This window comes from Pseudomonas schmalbachii, from assembly GCF_017589465.1.
GTDB classification, from domain to species: Bacteria; Pseudomonadota; Gammaproteobacteria; order Pseudomonadales; family Pseudomonadaceae; genus Pseudomonas; species Pseudomonas schmalbachii.
Genome location: NZ_JAELYA010000002.1, coordinates 720075 through 736629 on the forward strand (window position 1 = coordinate 720075; position 16555 = coordinate 736629).

The window sequence follows — 16555 nt, forward strand, 5'->3', positions numbered from 1 at the left end:
TCCCGTCAGGCGTTGCCCGGCTCGGCCGGCTGATCGCCACTCGGCAGACGCACCGGACGGCTGGGAACCACAGTGGAAATGGCGTGTTTGTACACCATCTGGCTGACGGTGTTCTTCAGCAGAATTACGAACTGGTCGAAGGATTCGATCTGGCCTTGCAGCTTGATGCCGTTGACCAGGTAAATGGAAACCGGGACGCGCTCTTTCCGCAGGGTATTGAGGTAAGGGTCTTGTAGCGAATGCCCTTTTGACATATGCCGCACTCCTTTAAGGGTAATAAATATCTAGATGTAGTAGTCGTATTGGCTAAACGCCGTCCTTTTAGCCCCAAGGATAGACGGCCAAATCAGGTCTCGATCCTATATGGAGATGGCCCCAAGGTATTTCAAGGTCCGCGGCAGATTGTCGCCTGCCAGGCTGTCCAACCAGTGTAGATTGCTCCAGCTGCGCAGCCAGGTGAACTGGCGCTTGGCCAGTTGCCGGGTGGCAATGATTCCGCGCTCCTCCATTTCAGCGTAGGACAGTTTGCCATCCAGGTAATCCCATACCTGTCGGTAACCTACTGCGCGAATGGACGGCAGGCCGGCGTGCAAGTCATCTCTTGCGCGAAGACCTTCGACCTCGGAAACGAAGCCCTGTTCCAGCATCAGGCGAAAACGTTGCGCGATACGCGCGTGCAGGATCTGGCGTTGCAGCGGGGCGATCGCCAGATGGACGGCATTATACGGCAATTGACTGCCTTCAGGCGCATTTTCCCCCGCCTGGCGCCGCCGGTGCTCGCTCATCGAAATTCCGCTGACGCGATAGACCTCCAGGGCGCGGGTCAGGCGCTGCGGATCGTTGGGATGAATGCGCTGCGCCGACTCGGCATCTACCTCGGCGAGCTGCCGATGCACCTCCGCCCAGCCCTCGACGGCGGCCAGCGCCTCTATTTCCGCGCGCACCGCGGGATCGGCGCTGGGCATGTCGGCCAGCCCTTCCAGCAATGCCTTGAAATACAACATGGTGCCGCCGACCAGCAGCGGAATGCGTCCGGCCGCGGTGATTTCCGCCATCGCCGCCAGGGCGTCGGCGCGAAACTCGGCGGCGGAATAGGTCTCCGACGGATCGCGGATGTCGATCAGGCGATGAGGAAACTCTGCCAGCACCTCGCGGGAGGGCTTGGCGGTGCCGATATCCATGCCCCGGTAGACCAGTGCGGAATCCACGCTGATCAACTCACAGGGCAGCACGCGCGCCAGGTCCAGCGCCAGATCGGTCTTGCCGGCGGCGGTCGGGCCCATGAGAAAGATGGCGGGAGGCAGCGAAGACATCGAAAGCTCGTATGAAAGGTACGCAGGGTGGATCGAGTATGTAGGATGGGTCGAACGAAGCGATACCCATCAATGGATATCGCCCGCGCTACCTCATCGACCGCGCAGGAACAGCTTGTCCAGCTCGTCCAGGCCGAGCTGGGTCCAGGTCGGACGGCCATGGTTGCACTGGCCGCTGCGCTCGGTGATCTCCATGTCGCGCAGCAGCGCATTCATCTCCGGCACGGTCAGGCGGCGGTTGGCACGCACCGCACCGTGGCAGGCCATGGTCCCGAGCAACTCGTTGAGATGCGCCTGGATGCGGTCGCTGGTGCCGTACTCCAGCAGGTCGGCGATCACGTCGCGCACCAACTGGGTCGCCTCGGCCTGCTTGAGCAGGGCGGGAATCTGGCGGATCGCCAGGGTCTCCGGACCCAGCCGCTGCAGTTCGAAACCGAGCTTCTGGAACCAGCCGGAATGCTCCTCGGCACAATCGGCCTCACGCTCGCTGACGGCGATGGACTCCGGCACCAGCAACGGCTGGCCGCGCAAACCTTCGCTGGCCATGGCGATCTTCAGGCGCTCGTAGGTGATGCGCTCGTGGGCCGCGTGCATGTCCACCAGCACCAGACCGTGGGCGTTCTCGGCGAGGATGTAGATACCCTTGAGCTGCGCCAGGGCGTAGCCCAGCGGCGGGATGTCCTGCGCGCTTTCCGGCAACGCCTGTGGCGCCGACGTGTCGGACAGCGGCGCGAAGAAGGTCTTGTAGGCGCCCTGCGCCTCGGCCAGCGGCGGAACCTCCTGGCGCGGCGGCTGATAGCCGTACCCGGAGCCGGAAGACGGCGCGCCGCTCGCGCGCGTCTCCCAGGAACGCGCCGCAGCCGGAGCTTCCAGTACGCTCTCCGCCAGGCGCATCTCGCCCTGCGGACCGAACTCGCCCGCTGCCTGCCCGGTGGGGCGCTGCACGGTCAGGGTGGTCGCCCCCGGCGGCGCCAGTTGGTCGTCCGGTCGCACCTCGGCCAGCGCCCGGTGCAGGGTGCCATAGAGGAAGTCGTGGACCATGCGGCTGTCGCGGAAGCGCACCTCATGCTTGGTCGGATGCACGTTGACGTCGACCACCGCCGGATCGACCTCGAAGAACAGCACGAAGGTAGGATGACGGCCGTTGTACAGCACGTCGCGATAGGCCTGGCGCACCGCATGGGCGACCAGCTTGTCGCGCACCATGCGACCGTTCACGTAGAAATACTGCAGGTCCGGCTGGCTGCGCGAGAAGGTCGGCAAGCCGACCCAGCCCCACAGGTGCAGGCCGTTGCGCTCGACTTCGATGGGCAGCGCCTGTTCGAGGAAGCCCGAGCCGCACACCGCGCCCACGCGCCGCGCGCGAGCCAGTTCATCGGCCGCCTCGTGCAGGGAGAAGATGGTCTTGCCGTTGTGCCGCAGGTGGAAGGCCACATCGAAGCGGGCCAGCGCCAGGCGCTTGATGACTTCCTGCAGGTGATCGAATTCGGTCTTCTCGGCGCGCAGGAACTTGCGTCGCGCCGGGGTATTGAAGAACAGGTCGCGGACTTCCACGCTGGTGCCGACCGGATGCGCCGCCGGCTGCACGCGCGTCTGCATGTCGCGGCCCTCGGTTTCCACCTGCCAGGCCTGCTCGGCATCGGCGGTGCGCGAAGTCATGGTCAGGCGCGAGACGGAGCTGATCGAGGCCAGCGCCTCGCCGCGGAAGCCCAGGCTCATCACCCGTTCCAGGTCTTCCAGTTCGCGGATCTTGCTGGTGGCGTGGCGCGCCAGGGCCAGCGGCAGGTCGTCGGCCGGAATGCCGCCGCCGTCGTCGCGCACGCGCAGCAGTTTGACGCCGCCCTGCTCCACCTCGATGTCGACGCGCCGGGCGCCGGCATCCAGGCTGTTTTCCAGGAGTTCCTTGATCACCGAGGCGGGGCGCTCGACCACCTCGCCCGCGGCGATCTGGTTGGCCAGCCGCGGACTCAGCAGCTGGATACGGCGATCATCGGTCATTGCTGTACCGCCAGCGCCGTAGCGGGAATCTTCAGTACCTGGCCGATGCGCACGCTGTCGCTCTTCAGCTCGTTGGCGTTACGCAGCGCCGACATGCTGACGTCGTAGCGGCTGGCGATCATCGACAGACTCTCGCCGGAACGCACCACGTGCTCGCGCGGACCGACGGCGAGCTGGCCGCTGTCGCGCAGCGAAGCCAGGTAGGTGCCCGGCGGCGGCGTCTGCTGGAAGTACTGGCGGATGCCGCTGGAGATCGAGCGCGCCAGGGCCTGCTGGTGCGAAATACTGGCCAGCTTCTGCGATTCGCCCGGGTTGGAGATGAAGCCGGTTTCCACCAGAATCGACGGAATATCCGGCGACTTCAGCACCATGAAGCCGGCCTGCTCGACCCGCCGCTTGTGCAGCGAGGTGATGCGACCGACGTTGGTCAGCACCTTGTGGCCGACGTCCAGGCTCGACGACATGGTCGCGGTCATCGACAGGTCGAGCAGCACGCCCGCCAGCATGCGGTCCTTGTCATCCAGGTTGACGCCACCGTCACCGCCGATCAGGTCGGAGCGGTTCTCGGTGTCCGCCAGCCAGCGGGCGGTCTCGGAAGTTGCGCCGCGATCGGACAGGGCGAATACCGAGGCACCGAAGGCGCTGCGGCTGGGCGCGGCGTCGGCGTGGATGGAGACGAACAGGTCGGCGCCCTTCTTGCGGGCGATCTCGGTGCGCTTGCGCAGCGGAATGAAGTAGTCGCCGGTACGCGTCAGTTCGGCGCGGAAGCCCTTCATCTGGTTGATCTGCCGCTGCAGTTCGCGGGCGATCGACAGGGTGATGTTCTTCTCGTGCAGGCCGCCAGGGCCCAGTGCGCCCGGGTCTTCGCCGCCGTGACCGGCGTCGATGGCGATGACGACATCGCGCTTGCCGCCAGCCGGAGCCGGCAGCTTGGCCACAGGCTGGGTTGGCGTGACAGGCACGGCCGGTGCGTTCGGCGTCGGCGTGGCCGGGACTGGAGGAGCGAGGTCGGCGCCCTGGTCATACAGATCGACCACCAGACGGTTGCCGTACTGCTGGTTGGGCGGCAGGACGAAGCTCTTCGGCGTTACCTGGGTGGACAGGTCGAGCACCAGGCGCACGTCGTTCGGCGTGCGCTGTGCCGAACGCACCGCGGTGATCGGGGTGTTGGACAGCTTGAGCTTGTCCAGCACAGTGGTCAGCTGGGCGCCATTGACGTCGATGACGATGCGATTGGGCGCGCTCAGGGTGAACAGGCTGTGCTGCACCGGGCCGGACAGATCGAACACCAGGCGGGTGTTGTCCGGCGCGCGCCAGATGCGCACGCTCTTGATTTGCGTGGCGGCAAGAACCTCGCCGGCACCGAATGTCAGCAGAACGATGAAACCGGTCAACAACGCCCGCAGGCGCAACCCCCAACCCATGTTTATTCTCATGCTCCTGTGGTCAGGGTGGCGCACCAGGCTTCGCCCCGCGCACCGTGCGGTTCAAGGCGCAGCGTGCGGCCACCCGCTTGCGGGACAATGGTAATGTCCAGGTCCGCCTTTGGCAAAATGCCCGTACCGCGCTCGGCCCACTCGATCAGGCACAGCGCATCGCCCTCGAAGTAGTCGCGGATGCCGAGATATTCCAGTTCTTCCGGATCGGCCAGGCGGTAAAGATCGAAATGGAAGGCGCGCTTGCCATCGATCTCATAGGGCTCGACCAGGGTGAAGGTCGGGCTCTTCACCGCTCCGACATGGCCGAGGCCACGCAGAATGCCGCGTGACAGGGTGGTCTTGCCGGCGCCCAGGTCGCCGTGCAGGTAAATGACGCCCCTTCCCCCGCTGACCGCCGCGATCCGCCCGCCCAGTTCGTACATGGCTTCCTCGCCATCGGCGAACAGATTCAAAGACATGGGTTCGACTCCTCAAGTAACTGACGAACGGCAGGGATCAGATCACTGGCGGCCAGGCCTCTCCCGGCGCCACCAAGACTCTCGCCGGCTCGGGCATGCAACCAGACGGCCAGACAGGCCGCATCGAATGTTTCCATTTCCTGCGCCAGCAGGGCGCCGACCACACCGGACAGCACATCCCCCAGCCCTGCCCCGGCCATCGCCGGATGGCCATGGGAACACAGCGCCAGGCGACCGTCCGGGGCTGCGATCAGGCTGCCTACGCCCTTGAGCACGACCACCGCCTGGTAACGATTGGCCAGTTCGCGCGCGGCAGCGGGACGATCCGCCTGAACTTCCGCCGTCGAACGCCCCAGCAGGCGCGCCACCTCGGCAGGATGCGGGGTAATCACCCAGGACTGCGTCGGCCGGGTGACCGCTTCCTCGGCCAGAAGGTTGAGCGCATCGGCATCCCACACCTGCGTCTTGTCCAGGCTGGCCGCCGCACTGACCAGACAGCGCCCCCAGGCATTGCGACCAATGCCCGGCCCCACCACCAGCACATCGGCTCGCTGGGCCAGGCGCAGCAGATCGGAGGACGACACCACACCATGCGCCATCAGCTCCGGCCGCCGGGCCAGGGCGCTGACGACATGCTGCTCGCGGGTCGCCAGCGAGACCAGGCCGGCGCCGCAACGCAGCGCGCTTTCCCCCGCCAGCAACGCGGCGCCGCCCATGCCGCTGTCGCCGCCGATCACCAGCAGGTGCCCGTAGAGCCCCTTGTGCGCGGCCTTCGGGCGTGGCGCCAGCCTGCCGAGACTGGCCGGAGCCAGGCGGACCGCCAGCGGATTGGCCGGCAGCAGGGCCGGATCGGCATCGAGATCGGCGAACGCCAGCTCGCCGCAGCAGTCCGGACCGTGGGCTGTGAACAGGCCGAGCTTCAGGCCGATGAAGGTCACGGTGAGCTGTGCGCGCACCGCCACACCAAGGATTTCGCCGGTATCCGCGCTGAGTCCGGAAGGGATATCCACAGCCAGCACCGGCAGACCACTGGCGTTGATCCGCTGGATCGCCCCGGCATAGGGCTCACGCACCGCGCCGCCCAGACCGGTGCCGAGCAGGGCATCGACCAGCACGCCATGCAGTTCGCAATCGTCAGTCCAGGGCTGCACCGCGACCCCGGCCGTCAGCGCCTCGGCATGGGCCGATGCGGCGTCGCCGGCAAGCCGTGAGGTTTCGCCCACCGCCAGTACCCGCACGCTCCAGCCGGCGCGCTGCGCCAGGGCGGCGATCAGGTAGCCGTCGCCGGCATTGTTGCCATGCCCGGCCAGCACGGTGATTGCCCCGGCATCCGGCCAGCGCCGGCGCAAGGCGCGCCAGGTGGCGTGGGCGGCACGCTGCATGAGTTCGAAACCCGGCGTGCCGGCGGCGATGATGCGCGCATCGAGGTCGCGCACCTGGGCGGCACTGTAGAGAGCGGTCGGCAGATCGTCGTGGGGATGCGGATTCATCTGGCGGGGAAATTCGGCGACTGAGTGAAGGTCTGGCAGAATTATACCCACCCTGGCCCCGCTTTCCCGCTCCGCATGCATGATTCAGCCCCCAACTTCCACGATATCGCCCAGCACATAAAGGACTGGGGGCGCGAGCTCGGCTTTCAGCAGGTCGGCATCAGCGGCCTCGACCTGGAAACCCACGGCGCGCACCTGCAGCGCTGGCTGGAGGCCGGCTACCACGGCGAGATGGACTACATGGGCGCCCACGGCAGCAAGCGCTGGAGGCCGGACGAACTGGTGCCCGGCACCCTGCGGGTGATTTCCCTGCGCATGGACTACCTGCCGGGCGACACGCGCATGGCGGAAGTCCTCGCCGCTCCGGAGAAAGCCTACGTCTCGCGCTATGCGTTGGGCCGCGATTACCACAAGCTGATCCGCAAGCGCCTGCAGCAACTGGCGGAGCGCGTGCAGCAGGCGGTCGGCCCGTTCGGCTACCGCGCCTTCGTCGACAGCGCGCCGGTGCTGGAGAAGGCCATCGCCGAACAGGCCGGGCTCGGCTGGATCGGCAAGAACACCCTGGTGCTGAACCGCAAGGCCGGCAGCTACTTCTTCCTCGGCGAACTGTTCACCGACCTGCCGCTGCCGGTCGATCCGCCGCACGGCACGGAACACTGCGGGCGCTGCTCGGCGTGCCTGGACATCTGCCCGACCGCGGCCTTCGTCGCGCCCTATGTGCTGGACGCGCGGCGCTGCATTTCCTACCTGACCATCGAGCTGAAGGGTTCGATTCCCGTGGAGTTGCGCTCACTGATCGGCAACCGGGTGTTCGGCTGCGACGACTGCCAGATGGTCTGCCCGTGGAACCGCTTCGCCCGCGCCACCGACAAGGGCGACTTCCAGCCCCGCCACCATCTGGACAATGCCGGGCTGGCCGAGCTGTTCCTCTGGACCGAGGACGAGTTTCTCACCCGCACCGAAGGCTCGCCGCTGCGCCGCGCCGGCTACGAGCGCTGGCTGCGCAACCTGGCCGTCGGGCTGGGCAATGCGCCGTCGACCATTCCGGTACTGGAAGCGCTCAGGGCGCGGCGGGAGTTTCCGTCGGAGCTGGTGCGCGAGCATGTGCAGTGGGCGCTGGGGCGGCATGGCGCCCTGTAGGTTGGCGCTGAACGCAGTGAAGCCCAACACCCAGCGGGCGGCATGGGTATCGCTGCGCTCAACCCATCCTACGATGGCTGAGCGCCCGCTCCTACGAAAGCCCCTTCGCGGATCAGAGCTTGATGAAATGCTCGCGGTAATGCTTCAGCTCGGCGATGGACTCGCGGATGTCGTCCAGCGCCAGGTGGGTGTTGCCCTTCTTGAAGCTGTCGCGCACCTGCGGGGCCCAGCGTGCCGCCAGTTCCTTGAGGGTTGAGACGTCGAGGTTGCGGTAGTGGAAGTAGGCTTCCAGCTTCGGCATGTGCCTATAAAGGAAGCGGCGGTCCTGGCAGATGCTGTTGCCGCAGATCGGCGAGGCGCGCTTCGGTACCCACTTTTCGAGGAAGACCAGGGTCTGCGCCTCAGCCTCGGCGGCGGATATGCGGCTCTCGCGGACCCGCTGGGTCAGGCCGGACTGGCCGTGCTGGCGGGTGTTCCACTCGTCCATGCCGGCGAGGATTTCCTCCGGCTGGTGGATGGCGATCACCGGGCCTTCTTCGAGGACGTTGAGCTGGCTATCGGTGACGATGGTCGCCATTTCGATGATGACGTCCCGGTCCGGGTCCAGCCCGGTCATTTCCAGGTCGATCCAGATCAGGTTCTGCGGGTTCTGCATGATGCGGCTCCTAGGCTACAGCCCGGTAGTTTAGCGGGAAGCGCGCGGACGCATGCTAAACTCGCCGGCGATTTTCCCTATGGATCGGATATGGCCAAGCGTCACCTTACCCGCCGGCAAAGCTGGCGCATCGAAAAAGTCCAGGAAGAACGCGCCGCCCGCGCGGCCAAGCGCGAATCGCGCGCCCTGGAGGAACTGGAAGGTGGCGACCTCGGCCCCGAGCAGCACGGACAGGTGATCGCCCACTTCGGCGTACAGGTCGAGGTCGAGGCTCTGGAGGGCGAAAGCGCCGGCCAGGTATTCCGCTGCCACCTGCGCGCCAACCTGCCGCCGCTGGTGACCGGCGACCAGGTGGTGTGGCGCCCGGGCAACCAGGGCATCGGCGTGATCGTCGCGCAACTGCCGCGCACCTCCGAGCTATGCCGGCCGGACATGCGCGGCGTGCTCAAGCCGGTGGCGGCCAACGTCGACCGCATCGTCATCGTCTTCTCGCCGCGCCCGGAGCCCCACGCCAACCTGATCGACCGCTACCTGGTGGCGGCCGAGCACGCCGGTATCAAGCCGCTGCTGCTGCTGAACAAGGCCGACCTGATCGATGACTCGAACGTCGAAAGCATCGACACCCTGCTCGGCACCTACCGCGAACTGGGCTATCCACTGCTGGAGGTTTCGGCCTTCAACGGACTGGCGATGGACGCCCTGCGCGCCGCGCTGAACGAGCATGTCAGCGTGTTCGTTGGGCAGTCGGGGGTGGGCAAGTCGTCGCTGGTCAACGCGCTGCTGCCGGGGGTGGATACCCGCGTCGGCGAGCTTTCCGAAGTCACCGGCAAGGGCACCCACACCACCACCACGGCGCGGCTGTTCCACTTCCCGGCCGGCGGCGACCTGATCGACTCGCCCGGCATCCGCGAATTCGGTCTCGGCCATGTCAGCCGCGACGATGTCGAGGCCGGCTTCATCGAGTTCCACGACCTGCTCGGGCACTGCCGCTTCCGCGACTGCAAGCACGACCGCGAACCGGGCTGCGCGCTACTCAAGGCGCTGGAAGAAGGCCGCGTGCAGCCGCAGCGGATGGCCAGCTACCGGCACATCATCGCCAGCCTGCCGGAAGACGATTATTGAGGAACATGCGACGGCAAGGCCTGACCGCGTCGCTTTTTGTAGGAGCCAGCTTGCTGGCGATCATCGGTGTTCACCGACAATGCCGTAGCCGCATGAAACCGCGGATCGCCAGCAAGCTGGCTCCTACAAGGTCCTGCGCCAGCGTCACGGTCTCCGCAACTCATCCAGCTTCAGCGTGCCACCGTCATCGAACAGGTTGAGCTTCTCGCGCAACTGCTCCGCCGATAGCGGTTCTCCTTCGGTCTTCGGCGGCTGCTGGCCTTGCGCCGGGGCAACCGGCCTTTCCGCCGGTTTGGCTTCGCCGCCGCCATCCTGCCCTTCGATGCGATGCTGCGCCTTCCGGGTCAGGACGATGATGTCGATGCGGCGGTTCACCGGGTTCAGCGGGTCCCTGGCGTCGAACAGCACCGACGAGGCGTAGCCGACCACCCGGGCGATCTGCCCTTCCGGATAGCCGCCGGCCACCAGCGCGCGGCGCGCGGCGTTGGCGCGGTTGGCGGAAAGCTCCCAGTTGCCGAAATCGCCACCGCCGGCATACGGCTTGGCGTCGGTATGGCCGCTGATGCTGATCTTGTTCGGCACCTGTTTGATGGTGTCCGCCAGGGCCAGCAGGATGTCCTCGAAGTACGGCTGCAGATGCGCGCTGCCGAGGTCGAACATCGGCCGGTTCTCGGCGTCGACGATCTGGATGCGCAGGCCGTCCTGGGTGATCTCGAACAGGATCTGCTCCTTGAAGCGCTTCAGCGTCGGGTTCTCGTCGACCTTGTTCTGCAGCTCCTGCAGCAGCAGCTCCAGGCGCTCGCGCTCGACCTGCTCGGCCAGCCCTTCAGCCTGGTCGGAGCTGATGCGCATGTCCGGCTTCGGGCTGATGCGTGTCTCGCTGGTGTCCGGCTGCGCCTGGACCTGCGGGTTCAGGGTCTTGTCCGGCGCCGGCGTCGGCGTGCCGCCGAGGTCGATCACGTAGGGACTGGCGCTTTCGGTGAAGCCGATGGGGTCCTGGAAGTAGCCGGAAATGACCCGGCGCTGCTCCGGCGTCGCCGAGGACAGCAGCCAGAGCACCAGGAAGAACGCCATCATCGCCGTGGCGAAGTCGGCGAAGGCGATCTTCCAGGAGCCGCCGTGGTGGCCAGCTTCGTAGCGCTTGATGCGCTTGACGATGATCGGTTGCGCATCCATCGCTTAGCGCCCGCGCACGGCCTGTTCCAGCTCGCTGAAGCTGGGACGGTGGGCCGGCAGCAGCACCTTGCGGCCGAACTCCACGGCCAGCGACGGCGGCATCCCCGAAGCCGAGGCGACCAGGCAGGCCTTGATCGCTTCGTAGAGGTTCAGCTCCTCCTTGGCATCGTGCTCCAGGGCATTCGCCAGCGGACCGACGAAGCCATAGGCGGCGAGAATGCCGAGGAAGGTGCCGACCAGCGCGGCCGCCACATGATGGCCGATTTCCGCCTGGGTGCCGCTGCCCAGCAGCGCCATGGTGGTGACGATGCCGAGCACCGCGGCGACGATGCCGAAGCCGGGCAGCGCGTCGGCCACGCGGGTGACGGCGTGGCCGACATGGGCCAGGTCTTCCTTGATGCTGCCCAGCTCCATGTCGAACAGGTTGTCCAGCTCATGGGGCGCCATGTTGCCGGAGGACATGATGCGCAGGTAATCGCAGACGTAGGCGGTCATCCGCTCGTCCTTGAGGATCGCCGGGTACTTGCTGAAGATCGGGCTGGCCGGCGGGTCTTCGACATCCGCCTCGATCGCCATCATGCCCTCGCGGCGGCTCTTGTTCAGCACCTCGTAGAGCATGCCCAGCACTTCCAGGTAGAAGGTATGGGTGAAGCGGTTGCTGAACATCTTCGGCGCCTTCTTCAGCACCGTACGGAAGGTGCTGCCGGGGTTGGCCTGGAGGAACGCGCCGAGCGCCGCGCCGCCGATGATCAGCAGCTCGAACGGCTGGATGATGGCCGCGATCTTGCCGCCGGAGAGCGTGTAACCGCCGAGGATGCTCCCCAGGACCACGATGATGCCGATGATTTTTGCCATAGAAACCGGACTGCGAGAGTTGAGGGTGGAGGGACTCGTCCGGGTTATCGGCCAGGGCGCGCAGGACTATAGGGCCGACCGGGCAAAAACCTGCACCGCCTTGCACAATGCATGGCGCGCCGGCTCCAGCCCGATAAATGGCACGACGAACGTCGGTTTCCGTTAAACTGCCGGGTTTTCGAAATCGATGGACCGGGCCCGCAGCCGCAGGCCGCCCGGCCGCTCAGGGAGACTCCGACATGTCCGCCTTCTCCGCGCTGCCCCTGGTGATCGAGCCGGCCGACCTGGCCGCGCGCCTCGACGCCGCCGAACTGATCCTGGTCGACCTGACCAGCGCCGCCCGCTACGCCGAAGGGCATATCCCCGGTGCCCGCTTCGTCGATCCCAAGCGCACCCAGCTGGGCCAGCCGCCCGCTCCCGGCCTGCTGCCGGCGAAGGCCGACCTGGAAGCGCTGTTCGGCGAGCTCGGACACAACCCCGACGCGGTCTACGTGGTCTACGACGACGAAGGCGGCGGCTGGGCCGGACGCTTCATCTGGCTGCTCGACGTGATCGGCCACGGCCGTTACCACTACCTCGACGGCGGCCTGCATGCCTGGGTCGCCGAAGGGCGCGAGCGGAGCCAGGAGGTTCCTGCTGCGGTCGGCGGCCCGCTGCCGCTGACCCTGTACGACGAGCCCACCGCCAGCCGCGAATACCTGCAGGGCCGCCTCGGCGCCGCCGACCTGGCGGTGTGGGACGCCCGCAGCCCGGCCGAATACCGTGGCGAGAAAGTCCTCGCGGCAAAGGGCGGCCATGTGCCCGGCGCAATCAATTTCGAATGGACCGCCGGCATGGACCCGGCCCGCGCCCTGCGCATCCGCAGCGACATGGCGGAAATCCTCCGCCAGCTCGGCATCACCCCGGACAAGGAAGTGATCACCCACTGCCAGACCCATCACCGCTCCGGCTTCACCTACCTGGTGGCCAAGGCCCTCGGCTATCCCCGCGTCAAGGGCTACGCCGGCTCCTGGTCGGAATGGGGCAACCACCCCGACACTCCTGTAGAGGTTTAAGGAATGCCGTTCAAAGACCGCCTGTTCATCCTCTCCCAGTACCTGCTGCCGCATCACCTGCTGTCGCGCCTGATCGGCTGCGCCGCGGAGTGCCGCGCCCCGTGGTTCAAGAACCGCCTGATCGCCTGGTTCGCCCGCCGCTACCAGGTCGACATGCGCGAAGCGCGGGTCGAGGAGCTGGACGCCTACGAACACTTCAACGCCTTCTTCACCCGCGCGCTGAAAGACGGTGCCCGCCCGCTGGATGACGCAGCGGACAGCATCCTCTGCCCGGCCGACGGCGCCATCAGCCAGCTCGGCCCGATCGAGCACGGCCGCATCTTCCAGGCCAAGGGCCACAGCTTCAGCCTGACCGAACTGCTCGGCGGCGATGCCGAGCTCGCCGCACCGTTCATGGGCGGCGAGTTCGCCACCGTCTACCTGTCGCCGAAGGACTACCACCGCGTGCACATGCCGCTGGCCGGCACCCTGCGCGAGATGGTCTACGTGCCGGGCCGGCTGTTCTCGGTGAACCAGTTGACCGCCGAGCAGGTGCCGGAACTGTTCGCCCGCAACGAACGGGTGGTCTGCCTGTTCGATACCGAGCGCGGGCCGATGGCCGTGGTGCTGGTTGGCGCGATGATCGTGGCCTCCATCGAGACCGTCTGGGCCGGCCTGGTCACCCCGCCGAAGCGCCAGCTGAAGACCTTCCGTTACGACGAAGCCGCGCGTGCGCCGATCCACCTGGAAAAAGGCGCGGAACTCGGCCGCTTCAAGCTCGGCTCCACCGCCATCGTACTGTTCGGACCGGAACAGGTGCGCTGGGCGGAACAGCTGGGCGCCGGCTCCCCCGTACGCATGGGCCAGGCAATCGCCAACGCCCGGGGCTGATGCCCCAACCATAAGGCGGACGGCCAATGAGCTGTCCGCCATTGCCCATAGTCTTGCCTGCCGTCATCCGTATGAATCGCGTCCTGCATCTGCTGGGCTGGCGCGCCAACGCCACCAGCCATCTGGAAAAATGGCTTTCCGCCCTCGGCGCCCTGTGCGGCATCGCTGCCATCTATGCAGTCACCCACTGGGTTCTGCCGAGCGAAGCGGCGCTCTGGGTCGTGGCCTCGATGGGCGCCAGCGCCGTGCTGCTGTTCGCCGTTCCGCATGGCGCGCTGTCGCAGCCGTGGGCGGTGTTCGGTGGACAGGTGCTTTCCGCCGTGGTCGGGGTGATCTGCCAGAAGCTCTGGCCGGACCAGCCGTTCACCCCCGCACTGGCGGTCGGCGGCGCGATCCTGGTGATGCACTACGCCCGCTGCATTCATCCGCCCGGCGGCGCCACCGCACTGGCGGCGGTATCCGGCGGGCCGGCGATCGGCGCCCTGGGCTTCGACTACGTGATCAGCCCGGTGCTGCTGAACGTGGTGCTGATCCTGCTGGTCGCCGTGCTGTTCAACGGCCTGTTTCCCTGGCGCCGCTACCCCGCACCGCTGGCGAAGCTGCCGGCATCGCCGAAGCTGCCGGCCGGACCGGCGCCGGAAGATTTCTACCACGCATTGCGGCAGATGGACTCGTTCATCGACGTACAATTCGATGACCTGCTGAAGATTCTCCAGCTGGCCCAGCAGCATGCCCAGGCCCATCGCCTCGGGCTCGACGACATCCTGCTCGGCGCCTGCTACAGCAACGCTCTCAGCGGCGACGGCTGGGCAGTGCGCCAGGTGATCGACGACAATCCGGGCAAGCGCGGGCGCCAGGACCAGTTGATCTACAAGGTGGTGGCCGGCGCCGGCAAGGGCAACACCGGCGCATGCCGGCGCCAGGACCTGCTGGACTGGGCCGCGCATGCGGTGATCCGCCAGGGTGACGGCTGGATTCGCGTCAGCCCCGAGACCTCGGCACGCGAGGCGCTCAACCGGCAATTGCAGCAACTTGACTCGACGGATTGAGTCAAATCACACGCCCAGTCATTCACGGCTGCGGGCTGTCATGGATCTTGCTAGAGTTTCACAAAGGCCAGATGTGCTGGGGAATTGCAGCCAAGCGGCCAAGATCTTGGAGTAATCATGGACAACCCGAGTCCTCATCAGCTTCTGCGTGTTCCAACGCCCACGCATGAAAGCCTGAGCTTCTGCAACGCGACGCCGCGCGAGCTGAAGTATTGGCTGGACCACCTGCCCAAGGCCAACCTCGGGGAAACCGCACGCCTGCTCTACCAGGGCCTGATCGAGCTGAACCGGATGAAGCTGCCGACCGATGCGCGTCTGCAGCTGCTCGAACTGCTGCGCCCGGAAGTCCACTCGGTCTGCCATCACCTGGAGCGCTATTTCCTCCAGCAATCGATCGTCCTCGACGAGCGCCCGCGCAAGGTCGCCAGCCTCTGCCAGGCGCTGCAGAACCATCTGGCGATCGGCTACAAGCTGGTCGTCGTGCGCCGTGCCTCCAACTTCAAACGCGAACGCGCACCGACGCTCACCCTCGCCCTGCAACGGGCGATCCGCAGCCTCAGCGCCGCGCTGGTCCGCTCCGCGCAGTTGTACTGCCCGGTTCCCGAAGGCCTGTGGCTGGAGCTGCACCAGCTCTATCTGGTGGCCCGGGAGTTCGGCGTGCAGCAGACGCCGGTACGCGACAACCTGGCCAAGCAGGTCCGCGAGCTCACCATCGAGCAGTCCTACCTGATCACCCTGCTGCTGGGCAGCGCGCGCTGCAACCAGATGCGCCAGGGCAGCATCGCCAGCCTGGCGGAGATGCTCGAGTCGTGGAGCGAACTGGCCCGCCTGCAGGACGCCGAGTTCCCTTCGTCGCTGTTCATCGTCGCCACCCAGGTGGACGGCCCGCCGCGCTATCGCACGCTGTTCAAGGACAGCGACATCGGCACCAGCATCGGCATCAACCCGCAGATGCTGGTGAACGCACTCAAGGAATACATCGAGGAAACGCCGGAGGATCGCGCCAAGCTGTCGCTGAAGGTCGGCACCGGCACCTCCATCGATCTCCTGCAGCACCTGGCCGCCGCCTGGGGCGATATCGCCGAGCGCAGCTTCCAGCGCACGCCGGGCCATGGCCAGCTGACCATCTGCATCGGCATGAGCGCCCTGCATTACTACCTGGCCGGCCGGCAGTCCTTTGCCGACGTGCTGCGGATGCAGGAGTACTCCCAGGCCCCCACCTTCAGGACCGGGGTTCAGGATGTCTGGGGCGAAGCCTTCGACTCGGGCAAACCCAGCGAATGGCAATCGAGCGTGTCGCTGGAAGTCATCGAATACACCCCGTTCACCCCGACTGAGGGGAAGATTCCCCAACCGGAGGGGGAGGCCGAAGAGTTCCCGATCTACAGCCTGCCCATCGTCAACCACAGCCCGGGCGGCTACTGCCTGAGCTGGACCAAGGACATTCCCAGCCAGTTGCAGGCCGGTGAACTGCTCGGCATCCAGGACACCCCCGACCACTCCTGGAGCGTCGCGGTGGTGCGCTGGATTCGCCAGGTCCGCGCCGGCGGCACCCAGGTCGGCATCGAGCTGATCGCACCCGTGGCGCAGCCCTGCGGCCTGAAGCTATTGCGCAAGCCGGAACAGAGCAGCCAGTACCTGCGTGCCCTGCTGCTGCCGGAAATCGCCGTGATCTCGCGCCCGGCGACCCTGATCACGCCGCGCCTGCCGTTCCAGGAAGGCAACCGCGTGCAGATCAACGTGCATGGCGAGGAGCGCCGCGCGAGCCTGACTCGCAAGCTGACCAGCACCGGCAGCTTCAGCCAGTTCGAGTACCGCACGCAGGAAAACAGGACCATCAGCGATAAGCCTGTCACAGCCTCGGGAGACCAACTGGAGCATGGGGCGGAAGATTTTGACTCACTCTGGAAGTCGCTGTAGATTCGGCTGACGCCC

The 16555-nt window shown here is 66.5% G+C and carries 15 protein-coding genes; 6 read left to right on the forward strand and 9 right to left on the reverse strand.

Features of this window, described 5'->3' with window-relative positions:
• Nucleotides 1-5: 5 nt before the first annotated feature.
• From hfq to JFY56_RS08805, 6 genes are all read right to left on the reverse strand, one after another.
• A complete protein-coding gene (gene hfq / locus JFY56_RS08780) occupies nucleotides 6-254 on the reverse strand; it encodes an RNA chaperone Hfq (protein ID WP_003095657.1) in 249 nt (82 codons plus the stop codon).
• Between the two features lie 105 nt (nucleotides 255-359).
• The gene (gene miaA, locus JFY56_RS08785) at nucleotides 360-1313 is read right to left on the reverse strand and encodes a tRNA (adenosine(37)-N6)-dimethylallyltransferase MiaA (protein ID WP_208313144.1); all 954 of its coding nucleotides are present in this window, start codon (nucleotides 1311-1313) and stop codon (nucleotides 360-362) included.
• 93 nt (nucleotides 1314-1406) lie between these two features.
• A complete protein-coding gene (mutL, locus tag JFY56_RS08790; protein WP_208313145.1) occupies nucleotides 1407-3311 on the reverse strand; it encodes a DNA mismatch repair endonuclease MutL in 1905 nt (634 codons plus the stop codon).
• Entirely contained in the window at nucleotides 3308-4735 is a 1428-nt protein-coding gene (gene amiB / locus JFY56_RS08795) for an N-acetylmuramoyl-L-alanine amidase AmiB (protein ID WP_208313146.1), read from the reverse strand. Before amiB ends, mutL begins: the two co-directional genes overlap by 4 nt.
• 8 nt (nucleotides 4736-4743) lie before the next feature.
• Nucleotides 4744-5208, reverse strand: coding sequence for a tRNA (adenosine(37)-N6)-threonylcarbamoyltransferase complex ATPase subunit type 1 TsaE (gene tsaE / locus JFY56_RS08800; protein WP_208313147.1), 465 nt, complete (start codon nucleotides 5206-5208; stop codon nucleotides 4744-4746).
• On the reverse strand, nucleotides 5199-6698 hold the full coding sequence (locus JFY56_RS08805) for an NAD(P)H-hydrate dehydratase (protein WP_208313148.1): 1500 nt from the start codon (nucleotides 6696-6698) through the stop codon (nucleotides 5199-5201). Before JFY56_RS08805 ends, tsaE begins: the two co-directional genes overlap by 10 nt.
• Before the next feature lie 75 nt (nucleotides 6699-6773).
• On the opposite strand from JFY56_RS08805, the gene queG reads away from it, so the two are divergent.
• Nucleotides 6774-7838 carry a tRNA epoxyqueuosine(34) reductase QueG gene (gene queG, locus JFY56_RS08810; RefSeq protein WP_208313149.1) on the forward strand — a complete coding sequence of 355 codons (1065 nt, stop codon included), beginning with the start codon at nucleotides 6774-6776 and terminating at the stop codon, nucleotides 7836-7838.
• A gap of 112 nt (nucleotides 7839-7950) precedes the next feature.
• Here queG and orn read toward each other — a convergent pair whose 3' ends face one another.
• Entirely contained in the window at nucleotides 7951-8493 is a 543-nt protein-coding gene (gene orn, locus JFY56_RS08815; protein ID WP_208313150.1) for an oligoribonuclease, read from the reverse strand.
• 90 nt (nucleotides 8494-8583) lie between these two features.
• Here orn and rsgA point away from each other — a divergent pair, with 90 nt between their 5' ends.
• Complete coding sequence (gene rsgA / locus JFY56_RS08820) at nucleotides 8584-9615, forward strand: small ribosomal subunit biogenesis GTPase RsgA (protein WP_208313151.1); 1032 nt, start codon at nucleotides 8584-8586, stop codon at nucleotides 9613-9615.
• A 144-nt stretch (nucleotides 9616-9759) separates the two neighbouring features.
• On the opposite strand, the gene motB is transcribed toward rsgA, so the two are convergent.
• Together motB and motA are read right to left on the reverse strand one after the other, a co-directional pair.
• Nucleotides 9760-10791, reverse strand: a complete 1032-nt coding sequence (gene motB / locus JFY56_RS08825; RefSeq protein ID WP_208313152.1) for a flagellar motor protein MotB — start codon at nucleotides 10789-10791, stop codon at nucleotides 9760-9762.
• Between the two features lie 3 nt (nucleotides 10792-10794).
• Complete coding sequence (motA, locus tag JFY56_RS08830) at nucleotides 10795-11646, reverse strand: flagellar motor stator protein MotA (protein WP_208313153.1); 852 nt, start codon at nucleotides 11644-11646, stop codon at nucleotides 10795-10797.
• Nucleotides 11647-11885: 239 nt separating this feature from the next.
• Between motA and rhdA the strand changes: the two genes are divergently transcribed.
• The 4 genes from rhdA to JFY56_RS08850 all read left to right on the forward strand — a co-directional run bounded on the left by rhdA (nucleotide 11886) and on the right by JFY56_RS08850 (nucleotide 16540).
• Nucleotides 11886-12701: a thiosulfate sulfurtransferase gene (gene rhdA / locus JFY56_RS08835; RefSeq protein ID WP_208313154.1), complete on the forward strand. Its 816-nt coding sequence runs from the start codon at nucleotides 11886-11888 to the stop codon at nucleotides 12699-12701.
• A 3-nt stretch (nucleotides 12702-12704) separates the two neighbouring features.
• The gene (gene asd, locus JFY56_RS08840; protein ID WP_208313155.1) at nucleotides 12705-13571 is read left to right on the forward strand and encodes an archaetidylserine decarboxylase; all 867 of its coding nucleotides are present in this window, start codon (nucleotides 12705-12707) and stop codon (nucleotides 13569-13571) included.
• Nucleotides 13572-13642: 71 nt separating this feature from the next.
• Nucleotides 13643-14620, forward strand: coding sequence for an HPP family protein (locus tag JFY56_RS08845; protein WP_208313156.1), 978 nt, complete (start codon nucleotides 13643-13645; stop codon nucleotides 14618-14620).
• A gap of 117 nt (nucleotides 14621-14737) precedes the next feature.
• Nucleotides 14738-16540, forward strand: coding sequence for a molecular chaperone (locus tag JFY56_RS08850; RefSeq protein ID WP_208313157.1), 1803 nt, complete (start codon nucleotides 14738-14740; stop codon nucleotides 16538-16540).
• Nucleotides 16541-16555 lie beyond the last annotated feature (15 nt).